23 protein-coding genes are annotated in these 23,093 nt (G+C 30.3%); all 23 read right to left on the minus strand.

The annotated features are described in order from the left end of the window. Positions 1-56 precede the first annotated feature (56 nt). The 23 genes from GXK56_RS18690 to codY all read right to left on the minus strand — a co-directional run bounded on the left by GXK56_RS18690 (position 57) and on the right by codY (position 22,976). Positions 57-1,364 (minus strand): pitrilysin family protein, encoded by a 1,308-nt coding sequence (locus GXK56_RS18690; protein ID WP_160690336.1) that lies wholly within the window; start codon positions 1,362-1,364, stop codon positions 57-59. A gap of 47 nt (positions 1,365-1,411) precedes the next feature. Beyond that, positions 1,412-3,517 carry a polyribonucleotide nucleotidyltransferase gene (locus GXK56_RS18695; RefSeq protein WP_160690197.1) on the minus strand — a complete coding sequence of 702 codons (2,106 nt, stop codon included), beginning with the start codon at positions 3,515-3,517 and terminating at the stop codon, positions 1,412-1,414. A gap of 308 nt (positions 3,518-3,825) precedes the next feature. Continuing rightward, positions 3,826-4,089: a 30S ribosomal protein S15 gene (gene rpsO, locus GXK56_RS18700; RefSeq protein ID WP_160690199.1), complete on the minus strand. Its 264-nt coding sequence runs from the start codon at positions 4,087-4,089 to the stop codon at positions 3,826-3,828. A 120-nt stretch (positions 4,090-4,209) separates the two neighbouring features. After that, the gene (locus GXK56_RS18705) at positions 4,210-5,145 is read right to left on the minus strand and encodes a bifunctional riboflavin kinase/FAD synthetase (RefSeq protein WP_160690201.1); all 936 of its coding nucleotides are present in this window, start codon (positions 5,143-5,145) and stop codon (positions 4,210-4,212) included. Between the two features lie 95 nt (positions 5,146-5,240). Continuing rightward, complete coding sequence (truB, locus tag GXK56_RS18710) at positions 5,241-6,116, minus strand: tRNA pseudouridine(55) synthase TruB (RefSeq protein WP_160690338.1); 876 nt, start codon at positions 6,114-6,116, stop codon at positions 5,241-5,243. A 119-nt stretch (positions 6,117-6,235) separates the two neighbouring features. Further along, positions 6,236-7,213, minus strand: coding sequence for a bifunctional oligoribonuclease/PAP phosphatase NrnA (locus GXK56_RS18715; RefSeq protein WP_160690203.1), 978 nt, complete (start codon positions 7,211-7,213; stop codon positions 6,236-6,238). Then, positions 7,213-7,563 (minus strand): 30S ribosome-binding factor RbfA, encoded by a 351-nt coding sequence (gene rbfA / locus GXK56_RS18720; RefSeq protein ID WP_160690205.1) that lies wholly within the window; start codon positions 7,561-7,563, stop codon positions 7,213-7,215. Before rbfA ends, GXK56_RS18715 begins: the two co-directional genes overlap by 1 nt. A 16-nt stretch (positions 7,564-7,579) precedes the next feature. Further along, positions 7,580-9,664, minus strand: coding sequence for a translation initiation factor IF-2 (infB, locus tag GXK56_RS18725; RefSeq protein ID WP_160690207.1), 2,085 nt, complete (start codon positions 9,662-9,664; stop codon positions 7,580-7,582). 15 nt (positions 9,665-9,679) lie between these two features. Then, positions 9,680-10,000, minus strand: coding sequence for a ribosomal L7Ae/L30e/S12e/Gadd45 family protein (locus tag GXK56_RS18730; protein ID WP_160690209.1), 321 nt, complete (start codon positions 9,998-10,000; stop codon positions 9,680-9,682). Next, complete coding sequence (locus GXK56_RS18735; RefSeq protein WP_160690211.1) at positions 9,993-10,259, minus strand: YlxR family protein; 267 nt, start codon at positions 10,257-10,259, stop codon at positions 9,993-9,995. The genes GXK56_RS18730 and GXK56_RS18735 overlap by 8 nt, the downstream gene beginning before the upstream one ends. A 13-nt stretch (positions 10,260-10,272) precedes the next feature. Further along, positions 10,273-11,469 (minus strand): transcription termination factor NusA, encoded by a 1,197-nt coding sequence (gene nusA / locus GXK56_RS18740; RefSeq protein ID WP_160690213.1) that lies wholly within the window; start codon positions 11,467-11,469, stop codon positions 10,273-10,275. A 16-nt stretch (positions 11,470-11,485) separates the two neighbouring features. Continuing rightward, positions 11,486-11,947 (minus strand): ribosome maturation factor RimP, encoded by a 462-nt coding sequence (rimP, locus tag GXK56_RS18745; RefSeq protein ID WP_160690215.1) that lies wholly within the window; start codon positions 11,945-11,947, stop codon positions 11,486-11,488. A 249-nt stretch (positions 11,948-12,196) separates the two neighbouring features. Further along, positions 12,197-13,246, minus strand: a complete 1,050-nt coding sequence (ispG, locus tag GXK56_RS18750; RefSeq protein WP_160690217.1) for a flavodoxin-dependent (E)-4-hydroxy-3-methylbut-2-enyl-diphosphate synthase — start codon at positions 13,244-13,246, stop codon at positions 12,197-12,199. 176 nt (positions 13,247-13,422) lie between these two features. Next, positions 13,423-14,433: a M50 family metallopeptidase gene (locus GXK56_RS18755; protein ID WP_160690219.1), complete on the minus strand. Its 1,011-nt coding sequence runs from the start codon at positions 14,431-14,433 to the stop codon at positions 13,423-13,425. Positions 14,434-14,449: 16 nt separating this feature from the next. Then, entirely contained in the window at positions 14,450-15,613 is a 1,164-nt protein-coding gene (gene dxr / locus GXK56_RS18760) for a 1-deoxy-D-xylulose-5-phosphate reductoisomerase (RefSeq protein ID WP_160690221.1), read from the minus strand. 152 nt (positions 15,614-15,765) lie between these two features. Then, positions 15,766-16,734 carry an AI-2E family transporter gene (locus tag GXK56_RS18765; RefSeq protein ID WP_160690223.1) on the minus strand — a complete coding sequence of 323 codons (969 nt, stop codon included), beginning with the start codon at positions 16,732-16,734 and terminating at the stop codon, positions 15,766-15,768. A 210-nt stretch (positions 16,735-16,944) separates the two neighbouring features. Next, positions 16,945-17,739, minus strand: a complete 795-nt coding sequence (locus tag GXK56_RS18770) for a phosphatidate cytidylyltransferase (protein ID WP_160690225.1) — start codon at positions 17,737-17,739, stop codon at positions 16,945-16,947. 15 nt (positions 17,740-17,754) lie between these two features. Beyond that, complete coding sequence (locus GXK56_RS18775; protein ID WP_160690227.1) at positions 17,755-18,513, minus strand: isoprenyl transferase; 759 nt, start codon at positions 18,511-18,513, stop codon at positions 17,755-17,757. Positions 18,514-18,739: 226 nt separating this feature from the next. Then, positions 18,740-19,297 (minus strand): ribosome recycling factor, encoded by a 558-nt coding sequence (gene frr / locus GXK56_RS18780; protein WP_160690229.1) that lies wholly within the window; start codon positions 19,295-19,297, stop codon positions 18,740-18,742. Between the two features lie 10 nt (positions 19,298-19,307). Continuing rightward, positions 19,308-20,021: a UMP kinase gene (gene pyrH / locus GXK56_RS18785; protein ID WP_160690231.1), complete on the minus strand. Its 714-nt coding sequence runs from the start codon at positions 20,019-20,021 to the stop codon at positions 19,308-19,310. Between the two features lie 145 nt (positions 20,022-20,166). Next, positions 20,167-21,084: a translation elongation factor Ts gene (tsf, locus tag GXK56_RS18790; RefSeq protein WP_160690233.1), complete on the minus strand. Its 918-nt coding sequence runs from the start codon at positions 21,082-21,084 to the stop codon at positions 20,167-20,169. An 87-nt stretch (positions 21,085-21,171) separates the two neighbouring features. Then, on the minus strand, positions 21,172-21,873 hold the full coding sequence (gene rpsB / locus GXK56_RS18795) for a 30S ribosomal protein S2 (protein ID WP_160690235.1): 702 nt from the start codon (positions 21,871-21,873) through the stop codon (positions 21,172-21,174). 326 nt (positions 21,874-22,199) lie between these two features. After that, complete coding sequence (codY, locus tag GXK56_RS18800) at positions 22,200-22,976, minus strand: GTP-sensing pleiotropic transcriptional regulator CodY (RefSeq protein WP_160690237.1); 777 nt, start codon at positions 22,974-22,976, stop codon at positions 22,200-22,202. Between the last annotated feature and the right edge of the window lie 117 nt (positions 22,977-23,093).

Consider the following 23,093-nt stretch of genomic DNA (forward strand, 5'->3'; position numbering starts at 1 on the left):
CTCCTTTGGTACTCATAAAATAATATGAGAAAAGGAGGTTTATTATTACATTATTTTTATAATTCAATCATAGTATTGTGTTTTGAATTATCGTAAGCCTTTGTATTTTTTAGAATTATAGAGTTTAATTTATCATACTCTACTTCCTGACCAACATAAGCTGTATTTAGAACTCCCTTTTTAAAGCATTTATCTAAAACATATTGAATACTTTCTTCATTTATCTCATCTATTTTCTTTATTACTTCTTCTTGAATTTTTATCTGATTTCTAAATAAATATGTTTTTGCATTTGAAAACATTCTTGAACTAGTACTTTCCAGCCCCAAAATATAATTTGCCTTAATTTTTTCTTTATTTATTTCAAGTTGTTCTTTTGTAATTCCATTCTTACTAAATAGAGTTATTTCTTTATCTATAACCTCTAGTGCTTTTTCTCCATAATTTCTATTTAAACCTGCATATATATTTAATGTCCCTATACCTTGAAAAGGCTGTAAATATGAAGCTATAGAATAACATAACCCTAACTCTTCTCTTACTTTTTGGAATAGAATTGAAGATGCTCCTCCTCCAAATATATTATTAAGAAGCACTAGTGCATAATTTTTTTCATCTCCATATGGTAATCCTTCCAAACCTAAAGAAATATGTAATTGCTCAATTTCCTTTTTAGCATATGCAGAATCAATATGGAGTATTGTATCATTATATTCTGGTTTATATTGATTTTTACTTTCCCATGAACCAAAATACTTATTAATTAAATCCTCTAATTCCTTGTCATCAAATTTTCCACAAACAGATATTACTGAATTATAAGGTGTGTATTTGTCATTAATAAATTGCACTATTTTTTCTCTTGTAAATGATTTTACTAAAGGAATAGTTCCAAGTATAGGATATCCTAATTCACCTTCTCCAAAACACGCTTTAGAATGAACATCATCTAACACATCTTCAGGAGAATCCTCACTCATATTAATTTCTTCAATTACTACACCTTTTTCCTTTTCTATTTCTTCCGGATCAAATTTCGAATTTAAAATTATATCTGAAAGTACTTCTAAGGATAAATCTAAATGAGTGCTTAATGCTTTTACATAATAACAAGTAGCCTCTTTACTTGTAAAAGCATTAATTTGACCACCTACATTTTCTATATCTTCCATTACTTTTTTTGCAGTTCTTTTATTTGTACCTTTAAAGAACATATGCTCAATAAAATGGGATATTCCATTTACTTCTGAACTTTCATTTCTCGAACCATTTTGAACCATAACTCCAACACTGATTGAATTTAAATATTCAATTTTTTCTGTTACTATTCTTAGTCCATTTTTAAGGGTATATGTATTATACATCATTCTTTGCCCTCCTATTTAGAAAAAAAAAGGCAATTAATTGCCCTTTATTTATCTTCATTATTTTCTTGCTCAACTAGAGCGTCTTTTCTAGAAAGATTTATTCTGCCTTGGCTATCTATTTCTGTAACCTTAACTAGAATTTCATCTCCAATTGAAACTACGTCTTCTACTTTGTTTACTCTTTCCTTAGCTAATTTAGAAATATGAACTAATCCTTCTTTGCTAGGTAAAATTTCAACAAAAGCTCCAAATGTAGTTAATTTAGTAACTTTACCTAAATAAACTTCTCCCGCTTTAACTTCTTTAGTTAAACCTTCTATTATCTTTATAGCTTCATTCACACCTTCATGGTCTGTTGAACTTACAAATACTGTACCGTCATCTTTTATATCTATCTTAACACCAGTATCTTGGATTATCTTGTTGATAACCTTACCGCCAGCTCCAATTACATCTCTAATCTTATCTGGGTTTATGCTGATTATTTGAGTCTTTGGTGCATATAAAGAAACATCTTCTCTAGGTGTTGACATACATTCATTTATTTTATCAATTATAGTAAGTCTTGCTTTTCTTGCATCTTTAATAGCATTTTCTACTACATTGAAAGAAAATCCTTGAAGTTTTGTATCAACTTGAATTGATGTTATACCTTCAGTTGTTCCTGCCACCTTAAAGTCCATATCTCCAAAGAAATCTTCTATTCCTTGAATATCTGTAAGTACTGCTTCTTCTGATAAATCTTCAGATGTTATTAGTCCCATTGCTATACCAGCCGCTGGTCTCTTAATTGGTACACCTGCATCTAATAATGCTAATGTTGAACCACAAACAGATGCTTGTGATGTTGAACCATTTGAGCTTAATACTTCTGAAACTAGTCTTATTGTATATGGGAATTCTTCCTCTGAAGGAATTAATGGTTCAAGAGCTCTTTCAGCTAATGCTCCATGCCCAATTTCACGTCTTCCTGGTCCTCTTAATGGCTTTACTTCACCAACACTGTATCCTGGGAAGTTATAATGATGCATGTATCTCTTTGATTGCGCTTCATCTATTCCATCTAATATTTGAATTTCACTAATTGATCCAAGTGTTGCAACAGTCATTACTTGAGTTAAACCTCTTGTAAATAATCCTGTTCCATGTGTTCTTGGTAATATACCAACTTCACACCCTAGTGGTCTAACCTGATCAAATGCTCTTCCATCAGGTCTTCTCTTATCCACTAAAAGCATATGTCTTACAACTTTCTTTTGCATATTGTAAAGAACTTCTTTTATTTCCCCTGATTTTTCAGCATATTTTTCACCAAATTCTTCATTGACTTTTGCATTTACTTCATCTATAGCTGCATTTCTTTCATCTTTATCCATGATATACATAGCTTCTTTAACCATATCATGTGCAAATTCTTTAATATCTTTTTCAAGTTCAGGATCTACAGAATATAATACTGGTTCATCCTTTTTCTTTCCAAATTTAGCTACTGCCTCTTCTTGGAATGCTATGATTTTTTGACATTCATCAAAACCATATTTAATTGCATCTATCATTGTGTCTTCTGGAATTTCATTTCCACCAGCTTCAATCATCATTACTTTTTCTTTTGTTGCACATACTGTTAATTGAAGAATACTTTTTTCACGATCTTCAGTATTTGGATTTGTAACGAATTTACCGTCGATAATTCCAACTTGAACAGCAGCTGCCGGAATTGTATATGGAATGCTTGAAAGACATAATGCAAGTGATGCTGCATTAATAGCTAGGATTTCTGGTAAGTTGTCTTTTTCAACAGATACTACTGTATTTACTACTTGAACGTCATTTCTGTATCCCTTTGGAAATAGAGGTCTTAGAGTTCTATCAACAGCTCTTCCATTTAATATAGCTTTTTCTGATGGTCTTCCTTCTCTCTTAATAAATCCACCTGGAATTTTACCTACTGCATATAGCCTTTCTTCATATTCAACGCTTAGAGGAAAGAAATCAATTCCTTCTCTTGGCTTTTCCGATGCATTAACATTAGTTAAAATCACTGTATCTCCATAGCTAGTAAATGTTGCTGCATTTGATAACATACCTACTTTTCCGAATTCAACTTTTAATTCTCTTCCAGCGATTTCAGTCGTTAGAACGTTATTCATAATCTTGACCTCCTTTTAGGTTTATTCTAAATTTATATACTTTAGAATCATATATATTAAACTTTATTAAGTTCTCAATTGCAGAGAAATTCCGCATTGTAGAATAATTACTCTTTTTATATGTGAAAACTTCCTTATTTCAGAGAAGTCCGCTTTGCAGCATAGCTGCTTTTTCATATGTGATAAGTTCCTAATTGTGGCATAGCCACTCTTTTCATAGGGGATAAGTTCCGTATTGTGGCATAGCCACTCTTTTCATATGGGCTTATCTTTTTAAAATAATAGAGCGGAAAACTCCGCTCTAAAAATTATCTTCTTAATCCTAATTCTTTGATTAAAGTTCTGTATCTTTCGATATCTTGATCACTTAGGTAGTTTAAAAGACCTCTTCTTTGACCTACCATCATTAATAAACCTCTTCTTGAGTGGTGATCTTTCTTGTGAACTTTTAAATGTTCAGTTAAAGCTTTGATTCTTTCAGTAAGTAATGCTATTTGAACTTCTGGTGAACCAGTATCTCCTTCACTTCTTCCAAACTTTTTGATTAATTCTAATTTTGTTGCCTTATCCATTATAAGTGCACCTCCGTGTATTATATTTATTATCCCCTAGTTCCAAGTAAAAAGATGGCACCTTAAAACTTAGAATTAGGTTCCCTGTGTTATTATATCAAAAGTAACTATTATTGTAAACTATATTCTTAAACTCGACATGTAATTCTCATTTTGAGCGAAAATCTTGTCTCTTTCCAGTTGACTTTTCAATTCTTCTACTCCATTAAATTTTTCCATGTCTCTAATTTTTTTTATAAAACTTACTTCTACTTTTTCTCCATATATTTCTCTATCAAAGTCCAAAATATATGTTTCTAATGTTACAATCTTACCATCTACTGTAGGATTGCTTCCTATAGAAGTAATACCTTTATATATATTATTATTCACCAGTACATTGGTATAATATACACCTTCTTTAGGCAGAATAAAATTTTCTTTATATTTTAAATTTGCTGTAGGAAAACCTATAGTTCTTCCAATTTGTCTTCCATGAATAATTTCTCCGCTTATGGTATATGGCAGACTTAACATCTTAGAGGCCTCAAATACATCCCCTTCTTCCAAAGCTTTTCTTATTCTGGTACTGCTTACAATTTCATCTTTATATGTACACGGGCCCATAACATATAATTCATAGCCATACTCGTTTTGAAGACTTTTTAAAAGTTCAACATTTCCTAAATTTTTATATCCAAATTTATAATTGAATCCTACAACAAATCCTTTTATGTTATATTTAAAAACTAAAAATTCAATAAATTCTTTAGGTGACATTTTCATAAACTCAAGATTAAATTCCTGAAAACAAACAATATCAACCTTATGAGTTTTTAAAATTTCTACTTTTCTATCATTATCCATTAAAAGTTTTGGTACATTTCCCTTATCTATAAGAGTTTTAGGATGATTTTTAAATGTAAAAACAATGCTTCTCCCATTATTTTTCTTTGCAACTTCCACCACCTTATATATTAAGGAAAGATGTCCAATGTGAAGTCCATCAAAACTTCCAAGAGCTATATAATTATTAGAACTTTGAATATCCTCGAAATCTTTATTAATAATAATCATCTTTTCACTCCCATATTAAGGCATATTAATAACATTAGCCAATCTTATAAATACATTGGTGATTCCTAAATATAAAATAACCAAAACATATTAGCCTAAATTAACAACTTTTCAATTTTAAAACCATCTTCATATTGCTTTCCAAGTCCTATAAATACTTCTTCGCTATCATACACTCTATATAAAATACTTTTTTCTCTGCTTTCATTTGTAAGACGTTTATCAAAAACTTTAACTCCATTTACTAAAAGCTTAGTAAATGAACTATTTACTATGATTTTAGGATAAAACGAAAGAGCTTCTTCAATATTTATTATATAATCCTGTATATTTTCTTCAGTTAATTCTTCTATATTAACACTATTCTCTTGTTTAAAAACAGATGTTTCAGATCTGTTCAAACTAGCCATAGTTCCGCCAACATTAAGTTTTTCACCAATATCATAGCATAAACTTCTAATATAAGTTCCTTTAGAGCATTCAACCTTCATATATACATATGGCAGCTCAAATTTCAAATCAGATATATTAGATATATTAATCCGTCTAGCTTCTCTTTCTACTTCAATGCCTTGTCTAGCCAATTCATAAAGTCTAACTCCATTTTTCTTAAGCGCTGAATGCATAGGTGGAATTTGATCGTATTCTCCAATAAAAGATAGTATAACTTTAGATACTTCCTCTTCTGCAAGATGCTTTGTCTCTTTAGTTTCTATCACTTCACCTTCTAAGTCATATGTAGTTGTCTTAGTTCCAAGTAACAATTTAACTTCATATACTTTTCTACTATCCATAATATAATCAATTATTTTGGTAGCTTTTCCAAGGCAAACCGGAAGAACACCTGTTGCTTCAGGATCTAAAGTTCCAGTATGTCCAACTTTCTTTTCATTGGCTAAAAACTTTATTTTTCTAACCACATCAAAAGAAGTCATTCCTTTATTTTTAAATACGTTTAGTACTCCATTTATATTTAACTTTTCTCTTTTAACAGATAAAGTTTTTGTTTTGTCATTAATTATTGAAGATTGTATTTCTTTTCTCATATGCGAAGTTTCAGTTCCCTTCTTCATATCTAAGGTTTTCATTTTCATATATTTAATTCTTCTTTAAGTAAATTTAACAACTTTTCTTTAGCTTCTATAATATTCATATCTTTAAGCATTACACCAGCAGCTTTTATATGTCCGCCGCCACCATATACTTCGGCAACTTTTCTCACATCTATATCATTTTTAGATCTTAAGCTGCCTTTAACTCCATCTTTAACTTCTTTTAAAAGCATAGAAACCTCTACTCCCTTTATTCCTAGTCCAACTGAAATTATATCTGAAGTATCTGTATTTACTAAATTAAAATCTTCTAGCATTCCTTGTGGTATTTGAAGGACTGCCACCTTGTTATTTAAAGCAAGTTCTATATTGGATAAAACACTTCCCATTAATTTTACTTTGTTAAAAGGTTTATTATCAAAAAGATTGCTATGAATTTTGCTGTTATCAATTCCAAGCTCTATAAGATTTGCTGATATCTCATGAGTCTTACTCGTAACATTTGAATGTCTAAAAGAACCTGTATCTGTTACAATTCCTGTATAAATCGCTCTGCCTATAGCCAGTTCTTCATTAGTTTTATCTTCGAACTTAATTCCAAGTTCTTTTACTAATAAATATACTATTTCACAAGTAGAAGCTGCACTTATATCAACATAATTAATAAAGCCATAATTTTCATTTGAAATATGATGATCTATATTAATTATTTTACCATTATAACCACTTAAATCTGCAGATATTCTGTCAACATTTCCACAATCTAATACAACTACCAAATCAGTATTCAGCTTTGGTTCTGTTAAGTTCCCATCAACTTCATTAGATAAAGAAAGGAAAGAGAGGTTATCTGAAATAACATCTCTTGATATAATATATGAATCCTTCCCTAAATATCTTAGTGCATTAAGAAGTGCAAGTGAACTTCCTATAGCATCTCCATCTGGTGATGTATGAAACGATAACCCTATTCTTTTTGATTTTAAAATTTCCTCTTTAATTGCATGTAAACCCATTATTGTTTACTTATCCTTTGAATCAATTCATCCATATGCATACCATAATTTATAGAATCATCTAATTCAATTATTATTTCTGGGGTGTGTCTTAAATTAATTTTTTGTCCTACTGTTTTTCTTATAAAACCACTTGCACTCTTTAGTGCTTCAAGATTAGCTTTCTTTTCTTCTTCATCCTTTGAAAATATACTTACATAAACCTTAGCATATCTTAAATCCTTAGTAACCTTAACATCAGTGACAGAAATCATAGCTGTAAGTCTTGGATCTTTGATTTCATTTTGAATTAAGTTACTAATTTCTCTTTTGAATTCTTCGTTAATTCTTCCACCTCTATAATTGGCCATGTTTATTTCACCTCTTTTAAAGTTCTTTTCTCTTAATTGCTTCCATCATGAAACATTCAACAATGTCTCCCTCTTTGATGTTATTAAATTTATCTATAGTTAAACCACATTCATAACCTGAATTAACTTCTTTTGCATCATCTTTAAATCTTTTAAGTGACGATAGTCTAGATTCAAAAATAACAATTCCATCTCTTATAACTCTTGCTTCCGCATTTCTTTGAAGCTTACCATTTAATACATAACATCCAGCTATTGTTCCGATATTTGAAATCTTATATATTGATCTTATTTCTGCTGAACCTAATACAACTTCTCTATATTCAGGTTCTAACATTCCTATCATAGCTGATTTAACATCATCAATTGCATCATAGATAATTCTATAAGTTTTTACATCTACTCCATCTCTATCTGCTTGGAACGCTGCATTATTATCAGGTCTTACATTAAATCCAATAACTATTGCATTAGATGCATTTGCAAGTGTTATATCTGTTTCAGTTATAGCACCAACACCACCATGAATTACTCTTACTTTAATATCATCAGTAGAAAGTTTTTCTAAAGATTGTTTAATAGCTTCAACTGAACCTTGAACGTCCGCTTTTACTATTATAGCTAATTCTTTAACTTTACCTTCTTTAATTTGATTATATAAATCCTCTAAAGAAACTCTATGATTAGCTAGTAAAGTTTGTTCTTTTAATTTTTCTTTTCTAGTTTCTGCCATGTTTCTTGCAGTTTTTTCATCTTTAACTTGGTTAAATCTATCCCCTGCTTCTGGTACCTCTGACAGACCTAAAACTTCTACTGGGATTGATGGACCAGCTGATTTAATATTTTTACCTGTATCATCAAACATAGCTCTTATTCTACCATATGTAGAACCAACTAGAATTGAATCACCAACTCTTAAAGTTCCATTTTGAACCAATAAACTTGCAACTGCACCTCTACCTTTCTCAAGTTTAGCTTCAATTACAGTTCCTCTTGCTCTTCTGTTTTCATTAGCCTTCAATTCAAGCATTTCAGCCGAAAGAAGAACCATCTCAAGTAACTTATCAATATTTAAATTTTGTTTTGCAGATACTTCTACACTTATAGTATCTCCGCCCCAATCTTCTGTAAGCAATCCATGCTCTGCAAGTTCTTGCTTAACTCTATCAATATTAGCACCTGGCTTATCGATTTTATTTATAGCAACCACTATAGGAACTCCTGCAGCTTTACAGTGATCAATTGCTTCTTTAGTTTGTGGCATGATTCCATCATCTGCTGCTACAACTAATATAACAACGTCAGTGATTTGTGCTCCTCTAGCTCTCATTGCTGTAAAAGCTTCATGTCCTGGAGTATCTAAGAATGTTATTTCTTCTCCATTTAATGTAATAGTGTACGCACCTATATGTTGAGTTATTCCACCTGCTTCTGTATCTGTAACCTTTGCTTTTCTTATACAATCAAGTAACGATGTTTTACCATGGTCAACGTGTCCCATAACAGTTACAATTGGTGGTCTCTTTTGAAGATTTTCTTCATCATCTTCTTCAACCTCAACAACTTCTAATTCTTGAATTTCTTCTTGCTTTTCAACTAACACTTCATATTCAGCGCAAACTTTTTCAGCTGTTTCAAAATCTATTTCTTGATTTATTCCAGCCATAACGCCTTTGAAGATTAAAGTTCTTATTACATCGTTAGTAGGTTTATTTAATTTTTCAGCTAATTCCTTAACTGTTATACTATTACCTATTTCAATTATTTGAGTACCTTCACTATTCATTTTAGCTTCTGCTTCTAAAGCTTCTTCTTTTTTAGTCTTTTTCTTTTTTTTGCTTGCTTTATTAAGCTGATCTGCCAATTCATCTTCATATACATCTACGATGCTTTTTGAACCTTCTGCTTTTTCTTTTAATGCTGTCGCTTCTTCTTCTGATCTACCTGCTAATAATTCCTTTATTAATACAGCATCTTCATCTTCAATTGTACTCATATGATTTTTTACTTCTATATTAAATTCTTCCATTAATATAGTTATTAATTCCTTTGACTCTATGTTAAGTTCTTTTGCTAATTCATGTACTCTTATTTTTGACATGCAGTCACCCCCATATTATTCTCTACTCATATATTTTTCCTCCTCATATAGCGATAACATCTTCTTTGCTATATCGCCATCTAGAATCCCAAGTAACATTATCTCTTTACGACCTATTGGAGTTCCAAGTTCCTCTTTTGAGAAATCTTCAATATATGGTATATTTTTTTCAATACAATGCTTTTTAAATTTTGTTTTTGATTTATCTGACAAATCATTAGATATTATAAACATATAAATCTTAGTATTGTTTCTGTAATCATCACACTTGCTATAACCTTCAAGCAAGTTTCCTGATTTTTTAGCAATACTTAGAAAGTTAAAAAACTTATTCATTGCTTACTTCTTCCTTTAATTTATCATAAATTTCTTCACTTATAGAAATATCTAAATTTCTACTAAGCCTTTTAGTTTTAAATGCTTTTTCAAGACATTCTGTGCTTTTACAAATATATGCACCTCTGCCTGACTTTTTACCAGTTAAATCCACTGATACTTCTCCTTCTGGAGTTTTTACTATTCTGATCAATTCTTTTTTAGGCTTCATTTCCATGCAGCCAGTGCACATTCTTAAAGGAATTTTCTTAACCTTCATGAAAAGCACCTCACTATTCTTCTATTTTTTCAATTGAAGATTCTGTATCAATTAAATCATCAACTTCAATTTCTTCTGAAACTTCTAACTCATTTAAATCAGTAGCTTTTTCAGCTTCAATTTCTACTTCTGTATTTAAAATTCTTTCATCTTCTTCATCTTGAGCTTCTTTTTGTGACTTACTCTTAATATCTATCTTCCAATTTGTAAGTTTAGCTGCAAGTCTTACATTTTGACCTTCTTTACCAATTGCAAGCGAAAGCTGATTATCTTCAACAACAACCTTAGCTGATTTAGTTTCCTCATCAACATCAACGCTTAAGACTTTTGCTGGACTTAAAGAATTAGCTATAAATTCTTCTGGATTTTTGCTCCATTTGATTATATCTATCTTTTCATTCTTCAATTCATTTACTATACTTTGTACTCTTACGCCCTTAGGACCTACACAAGCTCCCATCGGATCTACTTCTTCATCATTAGAATGTACTGCTATTTTACTTCTTGAACCTGCTTCTCTTGAAATACTTTTAATTTCAACTACACCTTCAAAAATTTCAGGTACTTCAAGCTCAAATAATCTTTTAACTAATCCTGGATGTGTTCTAGAAACATGAATTTGTGGTCCCTTGCTTCCATTTTTAACTTCTACTATATATAGTTTTAACTTTTCATTGAATTTATATTCCTCATTTGGAATTTGTTCATTAGGACCTATTATACCTTCTAACTTTCCTAAGTTAACAAATACAATACCTTTATCTTTTCTTAATATTGTACCTGTAATTATGTCAAATTCTTTTTCTTTGTACTCGTCATATATTATGCTTCTTTCAGCTTCTTTAATTCTTTGAGTAACAACTTGTTTTGCAAGCTGTGCTGCAACTCTTCCAAAGTTTTTAGGAGTTACTTCTATACTTATTATATCATCAACTTCACTTTTAGGACTTATTTCTTTTGCTTCTTCAAGAGAAATTTCAGTTATATCATCATATACCTCATCAACTACTGTTTTTTGAGCATATACATGTATTTCTCCAGTTTCTCTGTCAATATTTACTTTTACATTTTGTGCATTTGTATTAGCATTTGCATAATTTTTCTTATATGCAGCAACCATTGCATCTTGAATTGTTGTGAAAAGTAAATCCTCACAAATCCCCTTTTCCTTAACTAATTCCTTAAGAGCACCTACAAACTCTTCATTCATTTTTATACCCTCCTTGTTATATTTCCCCTTCTAAATTGGCTGTTTTTATTTTATCATTTGGAATTTTGACTTCTGCTTCTGCTTCAACTATTATTGAATCTTCTAATACTTCTTTTAATATTCCTTTTACACTTTTTATCCCGTCAATTGAACCTGTAAGTTTAATTAACACTTCATTTCCTATAAACTTCTTAAAATGTTCTTCTGTATATAATCCTCTATTAAGTCCTGGCGAAGAAACTTCTAAGTAATATGCATCTTTAATTGGATCTTGGACGTCTAAAATTTCACTAACTCTTCGTGAAACAGCTTCACAATCATCTAATGATATTCTTCCTTCTTCTTTATCTATATATATTCTTAAATAAAATTCTCCATTTTCTTTTACATATTCCACATAATATAATTCAAGTGATAATTCTGTAGTAATAGGTTTAACTAATTCTTCAATTTTTTCAATCAATATATCTTTTTTCATTTTCTAACCCTCACTTTCATTCTTTAAAAATCCATATTCTATAGTTATCTTATGCATTTTTAAAATTTGTAATCAAAAACGCAACTATATTAAATTAGTTGCGTTACAAACAGAAAGAGCGGGTATTTTTCCCACTCCTTTTTTTCTAGCTATTAGAAATAAATCATATTTACATGATAACACATTTTTTTTTACAATTCAAGGGTTAATTTACTTGACAGATGTGATTTTACACTTAGCGGTTAAAGTTTAAAGTTTTTCTATCTCTTCCATCAAAGCATCTACCAACTCTTCTTCCTTTACTTTTTTTATTATCTGACCTTTTTTAAATATAATCCCTTCACCTTTTCCACCTGCAATTCCAATATCAGCTTCTCTAGCTTCTCCAGGACCATTCACTACGCATCCCATAACAGCTACTTTTACATCTTTTTTATAGCTTTCAAGTCTATTTTCAACTTCTTCAGCAATTTTAATTAAATTTATTTGAGTTCTACCACATGTAGGACAAGAAACAAATTCAACACCTTTTTTCTTTAATCCTAATGTCTTTAAAATTTCTATTCCTACCTTTATTTCATGAATAGGATCTGTAGTTAAAGATACTCTAATAGTGTCTCCTATTCCCTCTGCAAGTAAAGTTCCAATCCCTACACTTGATTTTATAGTTCCTTTTTGAATTGTTCCTGCCTCTGTTACTCCCAAATGCAAAGGATAATCACATTTTTCCGCTATTAATCTATAACATTCTATCATCATTGAAACATTAGAAGACTTTATTGAAATAACAATATCATAAAAATCTAAATCTTCTAAAATTTTAACATGTCTCATTGCACTTTCTACAAGTCCTTCTGCTGTTGGCATTCCATACTTTTCTAAAATATCCTTTTCTAACGATCCAGAATTAACTCCGATTCTTATAGGTATTTTCTTCTCTACGCAAGCTTCTTTAAGAATTTTAATTCTATCAACATTTCCTATATTACCAGGATTTATTCTAAGAGCAGACACTCCATTTTCTATTGCCTTTAAAGCTAATTTATAATCAAAATGAATATCTGCAACTACTGGAATAGGTGATTTTTTTGTTATTTCACATAACTTTTCAGCATCCTCCATATCTAAAACTGCACATCTTATAATATCACAGCCCGCATCATATAATTGCTGAATTTGTTTCAAAGTTGCATCCACATCTTTTGTTGGAGTATTAGTCATTGATTGTACTGTAATAGGAGCATCTCCTCCAACATATATATTTCCAACTTTGACTTTTCTTGATTTTCTTCTTTCCATATGTACATCTCTCCTAATCCATATAAAAATATTATGAATTTTCCTACTTTATTATTATTTGTCCACCTATAAATTTACTTACAAAATTCAAATCAATTTATACAAATAACTTACTTGGTATAGAAAGTTCTATATCAAGTAAGTTTTTACTTTCAATAATATAATTCACTTAAATTTTAAAAATTCATTGGGAATAATATATCTTTCATTGTTACCAATATCATTAATCCTATAAGCGCCGCAAATCCAATATAATTCAAAACTCCAACTATCTTATCCGGAACTTTTCTTCTAGTAATTAATTCAATTAATAAAATAACACACCATCCACCATCTAAAGCTGGGAATGGCAACAGATTAAACACAGCAAGATTGACACTTAAAAATCCAACGAAATTAGCCAAACTCCACATTCCAGATTGTGCTGATGCTGCTGATAGCTTAATTATAGTAATAGGACCACCTACATCTGTTTTAAGATTTGCTTTTCCGGTAAATATCATTTCTAGCCCTTTAAATGTCTGTGTAACCAATGATGCCGTTTGTCTAAAACTTTGTACAAAACTATCTCCAATAGTTGGACTTTGCACACTAGTGAAACTAACCCCTATTAGCAATTGCCCTTCTTCATTTTTTCTAGGAGTAACTGTAACTTCCTTTTTATCTCCATTTCTTTCTATGGTCATATTTATAGAATTACCATATGATAAAGCTATTCCTGCTTGAATATTTTCAAAAGAAAACGCAGTCAAGCCATTTACCTTTAATATTTTATCTCCAGGTAAAACTCCAGCTTCCTGTGCTGGTGAAGATGGAACCACTTCTGCTAATGTAGTACTTCTATAACCAAAATTATGTGTTATTGCAGTAAAAATAACTATTGCCAACACATAATTCATAAATACCCCTGCAATTATTATGCTTATTCTTCGTAATGGGGATTTGGCTGAAAAACTTCTTTCATCCTCAACACTTTCTTCTTCCCCCATCATTTTTACATATCCTCCAATAGGAAAAAGTGATAAAGAATATCTTGTTTCTTTTCCCTGTTTAGAAAAAATCCTAGGCCCCATACCAATAGAAAACTCTTCTACTCTGACATCATTTAATTTTGCTAATGTAAAATGTCCTAATTCATGGACAATTATTAAAACTCCAAAAGCTAATATAGCCATAATTATATACATATTCTATATTTCCTCCTTAAATCATTGACTTTTTGATTACATATTCTTTAACACTTTTATCTAAGTCAATAATATTTTCCAAAGTCATTTTTTTACATACTTCGTCTTTAAATACTTCCATACATTCTTCAATTATATTCGATATTTCTAAGAACTTTATTTTTTCATTTAAGAATAATTCAACTGCAGCTTCATTGGCTCCATTTAAAACAGTTGGCATCATTCCTCCTATTTTCCCTGCTTTAAATGCTAACTTTAATGCCTTAAATGTATCTGCATCTGGCTTCTCAAAATTTAATTGTGCTATTTCATAAAAATCTATTGTATCTGATACAAGATTTTCTCTTTTTTCATAATTAAGAGCATATTGAATCGGCAACCTCATATCTTGAGCTCCAAGCTGTGCTATTATACTACCATCAGTATATTCTACCATGGAATGAACAATACTTTGAGGATGAACTACAACTTGAATATTGTCATATTCACAATCGAAAAGCCAATGTGCTTCAATTACTTCAAGACCTTTATTCATAAGAGTTGCAGAATCAATTGAAATCTTTCTTCCCATATTCCATTTAGGGTGCTTTAATGCATCTTCAACCCTTATTTCTCCTAGCTGTTCTATTGTTCTTCCTCTAAACGGACCACCTGATGCTGTTAAAATTATCTTTCTTAATGTATTTAAAGAATTACCTCTTAACGCCTGAAAAATAGCGCTGTGCTCAGAATCCACAGGAAATATTTTTACATTATTCTCCTTAGCCGCCTTCATTACAATTTCTCCAGCAACAACTAAAGTTTCTTTGTTTGCAAGTGCAATATCTTTCTTTGCTTCTATAGCTTTCATTGTAGGTTCTAAACCTATCATACCAACAACAGATGTCACTACCATGTCAACTTCATCTAAAGATGCAATTTTATTTAATCCTTCAATTCCATTTGAAACTTCAACAGAATTATTTTTCTCTATACAATATCTTTTTATCTCCTCTGCACTTCTTTCATCCATCATAGCAACATAAGATGGTTGAAATTCTTCTATTACTTGAATAACCTTTCCTACAGAAGTATTGGCTGTTATTCCCACTAATTTTAATTTCCCATTTGATTTTCTAATAACATCTAATGTTTGAGTCCCTATAGACCCTGTAACCCCTAATATAGAAATTTTCCTCATTATTGTATACATTCCTTTCTTTAGACACAAAACCATAAAATAAAACCCTACGCCATTTTAATTTATCTATTAGAAAAAGCCTAGGATTTTCATCCTGAGTTCTTAATTTACCACTTAGTATTCTAAATGACCTTAACTTCGAACTGAACAAATCACTCTGTATTATAAATAATTTCTTTTGCAATAATACTATACATTGGGCCAACTAATATTCCTAAAATACCAAAAACCTTCACCCCAATATATATTGCTAATAACACAACAAGCGGATGAACATTTAATTTGTCACCTAAAAACTTCACTTCTAATATTTCTCTTACAACCTGAACTAATATATATATACATATTAACCCAAAAACACAAAGAAAATTCTTCATTACAATATTGTATATTATAATCGGAATAAATACAATTATAGTTCCAACATAGGGTAAAAAATCTAGCATTCCACATATTACACCTAAAGTAAAGGCATTAGGAATCTTTAAAACAATAAAACCAATTATAATCTCTAATGTTGTAATTAATACTAGTATACCTTCAATTACAATCATTTGTACAAAATTTTCTTTTTGTTTCCAAAACTTTAACATTATTTCACTAGGAAATAACCTAGCAATTAAATCTGATATTTTTTTCTTATCAATTAATACAAAGAAAGCGCATATATTACCTATAAAATAGGCAAATATACTTTCCCCAGTACTCACTGCACCTTTTCTTATATTTTGGTCGTTAATTATAGATAATACATTTTTTCCAAATTTAAAATCACTAAAATCTATATTTACTGCACTAAATAGTTCTAGAAAAAATCTATTAATAACTTCTAAATTCTTCGTATAAATCTTCTTAGTAACATCTATAATTTCGCTCCCCAAATATATAGCTATAAGAATTATAGCTATATTAACCAGTACAATACTCAAAGCACCAGCAACTTTTTCAGGAATATTAATCTTGCGCATGATAATGTATATAGGTTTACAAATTATAACCATTATAATTATAGACATAAAAGGCTGAAAGTAGTATTTAACCAAAAATGTGCCAGTTACTGTGATTATAAGTACAAATAAAAGCAAAAAAAGTTTTTTATATTTTGTAAAGATATTTTTCACCCCTTAAAATTGATTCTCAACAAAATTTACTATGTATACTTATAAAGTATATGCTTATTTTTTCACCTTCAAAACTTTATTTTTATCTAGTAAATAACAAAACTATATGACCATCTAAATTTTCAAGTTATATTGTAAGAATATATTTTAGCATAAAAAAATAACAAGCTATTAATATGATAATAAGCTTGTTAATTACATTTTTCATTTCTAAATTTTTATAACAAAAGTTAAATAGTAAAAAATAGCAGTTGATGAAAATATTATACTATCAAATCTATCTAATATTCCACCGTGACCTGGAATTAAATCACTATAATCTTTAATCCCCACATATCTCTTTATTGATGAAGCAACTAAATCTCCTATCTGACCAAATACTCCACACAAGGCACCAATTATGAAATAATGATAGACAGGCATTATATAAACATATTTCTGAATTATAATCCCATAAATACCTGTAAAAATTATCGCACCAATAAGTCCTCCAATTGAACCTTCAATTGTTTTCTTAGGCGATACTTTAGGCGAAAGTTTATGCTTTCCAAATAACCTGCCACTATAATAGGCGGCAGTATCCGAAAGCCATGAACCAATAAATATAATCCAAACCAAAAATTCTCCTGATGGTTTTGCACTAATAATATATATAAATCCAAATAAAACGCCACAATATATAAATCCTAACAACGTTAATGAAACATCAATAAAAGTATATTCCAAATTTACTACTGGTATTATCAACATTAAAAATGCTGCTGCAACAATAAAATACACCATTAACTCTAAATTATTATTTAACAAATAATATACTATCAAAAGAAAAAAACCTACACTTTTTATTGGTTTAAAATTCCTTTCTTTAATTGCATTATAAAATTCCCAAAGGGCTGCAATAGATAATGCAAATATAAATCCCTTAAGATAAATTCCTCCAAGAAAAACAAATATTATAAATGGAGCAATCATCACTGCACCTAAATATCTATTATCAGACTTCAAACTCTAACCACTCCTCTATTTTACTTTACCAAATCGCCTATCTCTATTTTGATATTCCACTATTGCTCTTATTAAATCTTTTTCTTTAAAGTCAGGCCAATTTACATTTGAATACCAAAATTCAGAATAAGCGCATTGCCATAACAAGAAATTACTAAGTCTTTGTTCTCCAGATGGTCTGATAATCAAGTCTGGATCTGGTATTCCTTTAGTATACAAATAGTTTTCTACTATTTTATCATTAATATCCTCTTCATTTATCTTGTTATTCTTAACATCTGAACTTATAAGCTTAATAGCTCTAACTATTTCATCTCTACCCCCATAATTCAAAGCAAAATTCAAATTTATCTTTGTATTATTCTTAGTGATTTCTATAGCTTCATTTAAAGCCTTTTGGCATTCTTCAGGCAGCTTTTCCATATCTCCTAATAGATTCATTTTAACACCATTTTCGTGGCATTCTTTTAATTCTTTTTTTAGGTAAGTGACCAAAAGATTCATAATCGCCCCAACTTCTTCCTTTGGCCTTGACCAATTTTCTGTTGAAAAAGCATATAACGTCAAGTTCTTTATTCCTAGTCTGGTAGCTTCCTTTAGAATTATTCTAATTGTTTCCATTCCAGCCTTATGTCCCATACTTCTAGGCAGATTTTGTTCTTTAGCCCATCTTCCATTTCCATCCATTATAATTGCTATATGATTAGGTATATTATTCATATCCAATTCAAAATTTTCTATTATTTTCTTCTTGGATTTAAATATATTAAACATGCCTTTCGTCCCCCTGTTTATATACAAAACTCAACTCACATACGTTCGCTGAGTAAGTGATTCTCACTCATCTGCTTACTCGCAAAGAAGCGATTCACTCCAAATGATTTTCATAATAAAGCCAACGCCCTTCGGTTGTTAGCTAAGTTCGAGTATCCAAATGCAAGATTTGGACTCTCACTTATCTGCTTAAGGAAAAAACCTGCTTCCTAGCAGGTTTTGAGCTTTAAACTGATAAAACTGATTTTTCTTTTGCAACAATTATAGCATCTATTTCCTTCACTACTGCATCAGTTTTCTTTTGAATATCATCTTCAGCTTTCTTTATTTGGTCTTCTGAAAGATCTGAATCCTTCTTTAAAGCTTTAATTTTATCATTAGCTGTTTTTCTAATTGATCTTATAGCAACCTTAGCTTCTTCCCCTGTTTTTCTAACATTCTTAACAAGAGCTTTTCTAGTTTCTTCTGTCAATTCTGGTATTACTAATCTAATAATCGAACCATCATTTGAAGGATTTAAACCCAAGTCTGATTTTAAGATAGCTTTTTCAATCTCTTTTAGTAAAGGTTTTTCCCATGGTGTTATCATAAGAACTCTTGGTTCTGGCGCTGAAACATTTGCCACTTGATTAAGCGGACACATACTTCCATAATAATCCACTTGAATTCTATCAAGCATCGTAGGATTTGCTCTTCCCGCCTTCATTGTTGATAAATCTGACTCTAATACAGAGACTGTTTTTTTCATTTTTTCTTCTGCATTTTTAATGATTTCCTTAATCATGATTCTCCTCCTATTTCTTAGTTACTAATGTACCTATACTTTCTCCATACATAGCTTTTTTAATATTTCCTGGCTCATCTAATCCAAATACAAGAATTGGAATTTCATTATCCATACACAATGAAGTTGCTGTAGAATCCATAACTTGTAGTCCTTGTTCTAATACTTGTATATATGATAGTGTATCATATTTTTTAGCATCTGCATACTTATGAGGATCCTTATCATAAACTCCATCAACTTTTTTAGCTAGAAGAATTACATCTGCTTCAATTTCAGCTGCTCTAAGTGCTGCTGTTGTATCAGTTGAGAAATATGGATTCCCTGTTCCAGCTGCAAATATAACAACTCTTCCTTTTTCTAAATGTCTCATTGCTCTTCTTCTTATGAATGGCTCAGCAATTTCTTTCATTTCTATAGCAGTTTGTACTCTTGTTTTAACGCCTACTTGTTCTAATGAATCTTGAAGAGCTAATGCATTTATACAAGTTGCCATCATTCCCATGTAGTCAGCAGTGGTTCTATCCATACCTTCACCACTTCTTCCTCTCCAAATGTTTCCGCCACCAACAACAGCTCCAACTTCAACACCCATATCAACTAACTCTTTAATTTCAAGTGCTATTCTTTGAGTCACGTTAAAATCAAAACCAACTCCGCTAACTCCAGCTAATGCTTCTCCTGAAAGTTTTAAAATTACTCTCTTGTATTTACAATCTGCCATTTATTCTTACCTCCTGAATATCTTAGAGATTTGGGCACACTCAAAGAAATAACAAATCAGTATTCGAATTTATTTTCTTTAATATATGCCTATTTTCTTTATTCTTTAAAAAAAGAGAACACAAAGTGTTCTCTTTAGACTTCAACTATTTACCCATTTGTCTAGCAACTTCTTCAGCAAAGTCTACTTTTTCAACTTCGATTCCTTCTCCTCTTTCGTATCTAACGAATCTAGTTACTGTAATTGGAGAACCAACCTCTTTAGATTTTTCTTCTAAGAATTTGTTGATTGACTTGTCGCCATCTTTAACCCATAATTGTTCTAAAAGACAAACTTCTTTAAAGTACTTTTGAATTCTTCCCATTACCATTTTTTCAACGATATTTTCTGGTTTTCCTTCATTTAAAGCTTGAACTCTGTAGATTTCTTTTTCTTTTTCCATAGATTCTGTATCAACATCATCTTTGCTTAAGAATAATGGGTTTGCTGCAGCAATTTGCATACAAACTTCTTTTGCAACTTCATCAAGAACTTCTGAATCTTTTTCACAAGCCACTTCTACTAAAACACCAATTCTTCCGCCACCGTGGATATAGCTCTTAACTATTCCTTTTTCAACTGAGAATTTAGTGAATCTTCTTACTGACATGTTTTCACCAAGTTTTGCTATTAAAGCTTTTAAGCTTTCTGAAGTTGTAGCATCTCCATCAAATTTTTCATTTAAAAGTTCTTCTACATTAGCAACTGAAGTTTCAGCTACCATTTTAGCTAATTTATCAGCAAAAGCTACAAATTCTTCATTTAAAGCAACGAAGTCTGTTTCACAGTTAAATTCAAGAACTGCTCCAGTCTTCTTGTCATCTGAAATATAAGTCTTAACAACACCTTCTGCTGCAACTCTTCCAGATTTTTTAGCAGCATCTGCAAGACCTTTTTCTCTTAAAAATTCAACAGCCTTATCGATATTTCCTTCTGTTTCAACTAAAGCCTTTTTACAATCCATCATTTTAGCTCCAGTCATTTCTCTTAGTTCTTTAACTAATTGTGCACTTATATTTGCCATTATTTAAATTCCTCCTCAATTATAAAGTAATCTTTAAGATTCAATAAAAGGGCAGTTGAAGTAACCCACTTACCCTTTTTATGTGAATTATTCAGCTAATTGTTCACCTTGTCTTCCTTCAAGAATAGCATCAGCCATTTTTGCAGTTATTAATTTAACAGCTCTGATAGCATCATCATTTCCTGGGATTACATAATCAACTTCTTCTGGATCACAGTTAGTATCTACTATTGCAACTACTGGTATTCCTAAAATCTTAGCTTCTAATATAGCATTCTTTTCTTTTCTTGGGTCAACTATAAACATTGCTCCAACTTTATCAGCATCTAAGTTTCTGATACCACCAAGATTTTTTTGAAGTTTTTCCATTTCACCTTTAAGTTTGATAACTTCTTTCTTAGGAAGAACGTCAAAAGTTCCATCTTCTTGCATTTTTTCGATTTGTTCTAATTTTCTTATTCTACCTTTAATAGTTGAGAAGTTTGTTAACATTCCACCTAACCATCTATTGTTTACGAAATGCATGTTACTTCTGATTGCTTCTTCTTCAATAGCTTCTTGAGCTTGTTTCTTAGTTCCAACGAAAAGTATATCTTTTCCTTCTTCTGATATTTGTTTAATAAAGTTGTAAGCTTCTTCAGCTTTCTTTACTGTTTTTTGAAGGTCTATTATATAGATCCCGTTTCTTTCTGTGAAGATATAAGGAGCCATCTTAGGGTTCCATCTTCTAGTTTGGTGTCCGAAATGTACACCCGCTTCTAATAATTGTTTCATTGATATTACTGACATTTTGTTACCTCCTTGGTTTTTACCTCCACTATCTTTTGCTTATAAATTGCTCTTAAAATAAAAGCACCAAGTTTATAAATTGGATAGTGTGTGTATTTATTTCCTTAAGTAGTATATCACAAGGTCTTTATGGTATCAACAAAAACTTTTTATAATTTTAGTACTTAAGAAACTATTTTTTTTAATTCAACATAAAAATTCTTACCATAATAAATTTTTGTCATAATAAATACATTTTATACAAATTTCATTTTTATAATTTTCCTTTATACATAAAACAAAAATCAGCTATAGATAAAATTCGTATCTATAGCTGATAAATCACTTTACTTTATTTTCTTTAATTCTTCAATTAATTTTTCATTCAATATTCTGATATAAGTCCCCTTCATTCCAAGAGATCTTGATTCAATAACTCCAGCACTCTCAAACTTTCTTAAAGCATTTACTATAACACTTCGTGTTATTCCTACTTTATCAGCTATTTTTGAAGCTACTAATAAACCTTCATTTCCGTTTAATTCTTCAAATATATGTTCAACTGCTTCAAGTTCAGAATAAGATAATGTTCCTATTGCCAATTGGACAACAGCTTTCTTCCTAGTTTCCTCTGCAATTTCATCCTGCATAGCTCTAAGCATTTCCATCCCTACAATAGTTGCACTATATTCTACTAATACTAAATCTTCATCAGTAAAAGGAGTTCCAAACCTTGCCAATATTAATGTTCCTATTCTTTCTCTACTTCCTATAATAGGAACTATTGTTGAAAGCTTATCTATCTTTTTACATTTGCCTATCTCCTCAAATACACATCTACCTTCATTAGGACGGTTAGCTAAGGTATCGTTAACAGCCAAAAGTGTTTTATTATAATCTTCTGGGAATCTTTTGTCCTCTATTACTTTTTTCTCCATAGCCTCACATTCAAATCCTTGACCAAAGGTATATCCAAGCACCTTCCCTTTTCTGCTGATTATATAAGCATTGCATTCAAGAACTTGACTTAATAATGTGCATATATCTTGGAATGCTACAGGTTCTGTACCAGATTTTTGCAGAATCTTATTTAACATTCTAGTTTTATTTAATAATGATGACATACTATTATCCTCCTCGGCAACCATGTTGTACTATTATATAAACATGAAAAAATTAATTGTTTTATATGTCTTAAAATAAAAACAATATAATTGTTAGAAAATTCATAATTTATTGAA

Source organism: Clostridium sp. C2-6-12, assembly GCF_009928485.1.
Lineage (GTDB): Bacteria > Bacillota > Clostridia > Clostridiales > Clostridiaceae > Clostridium.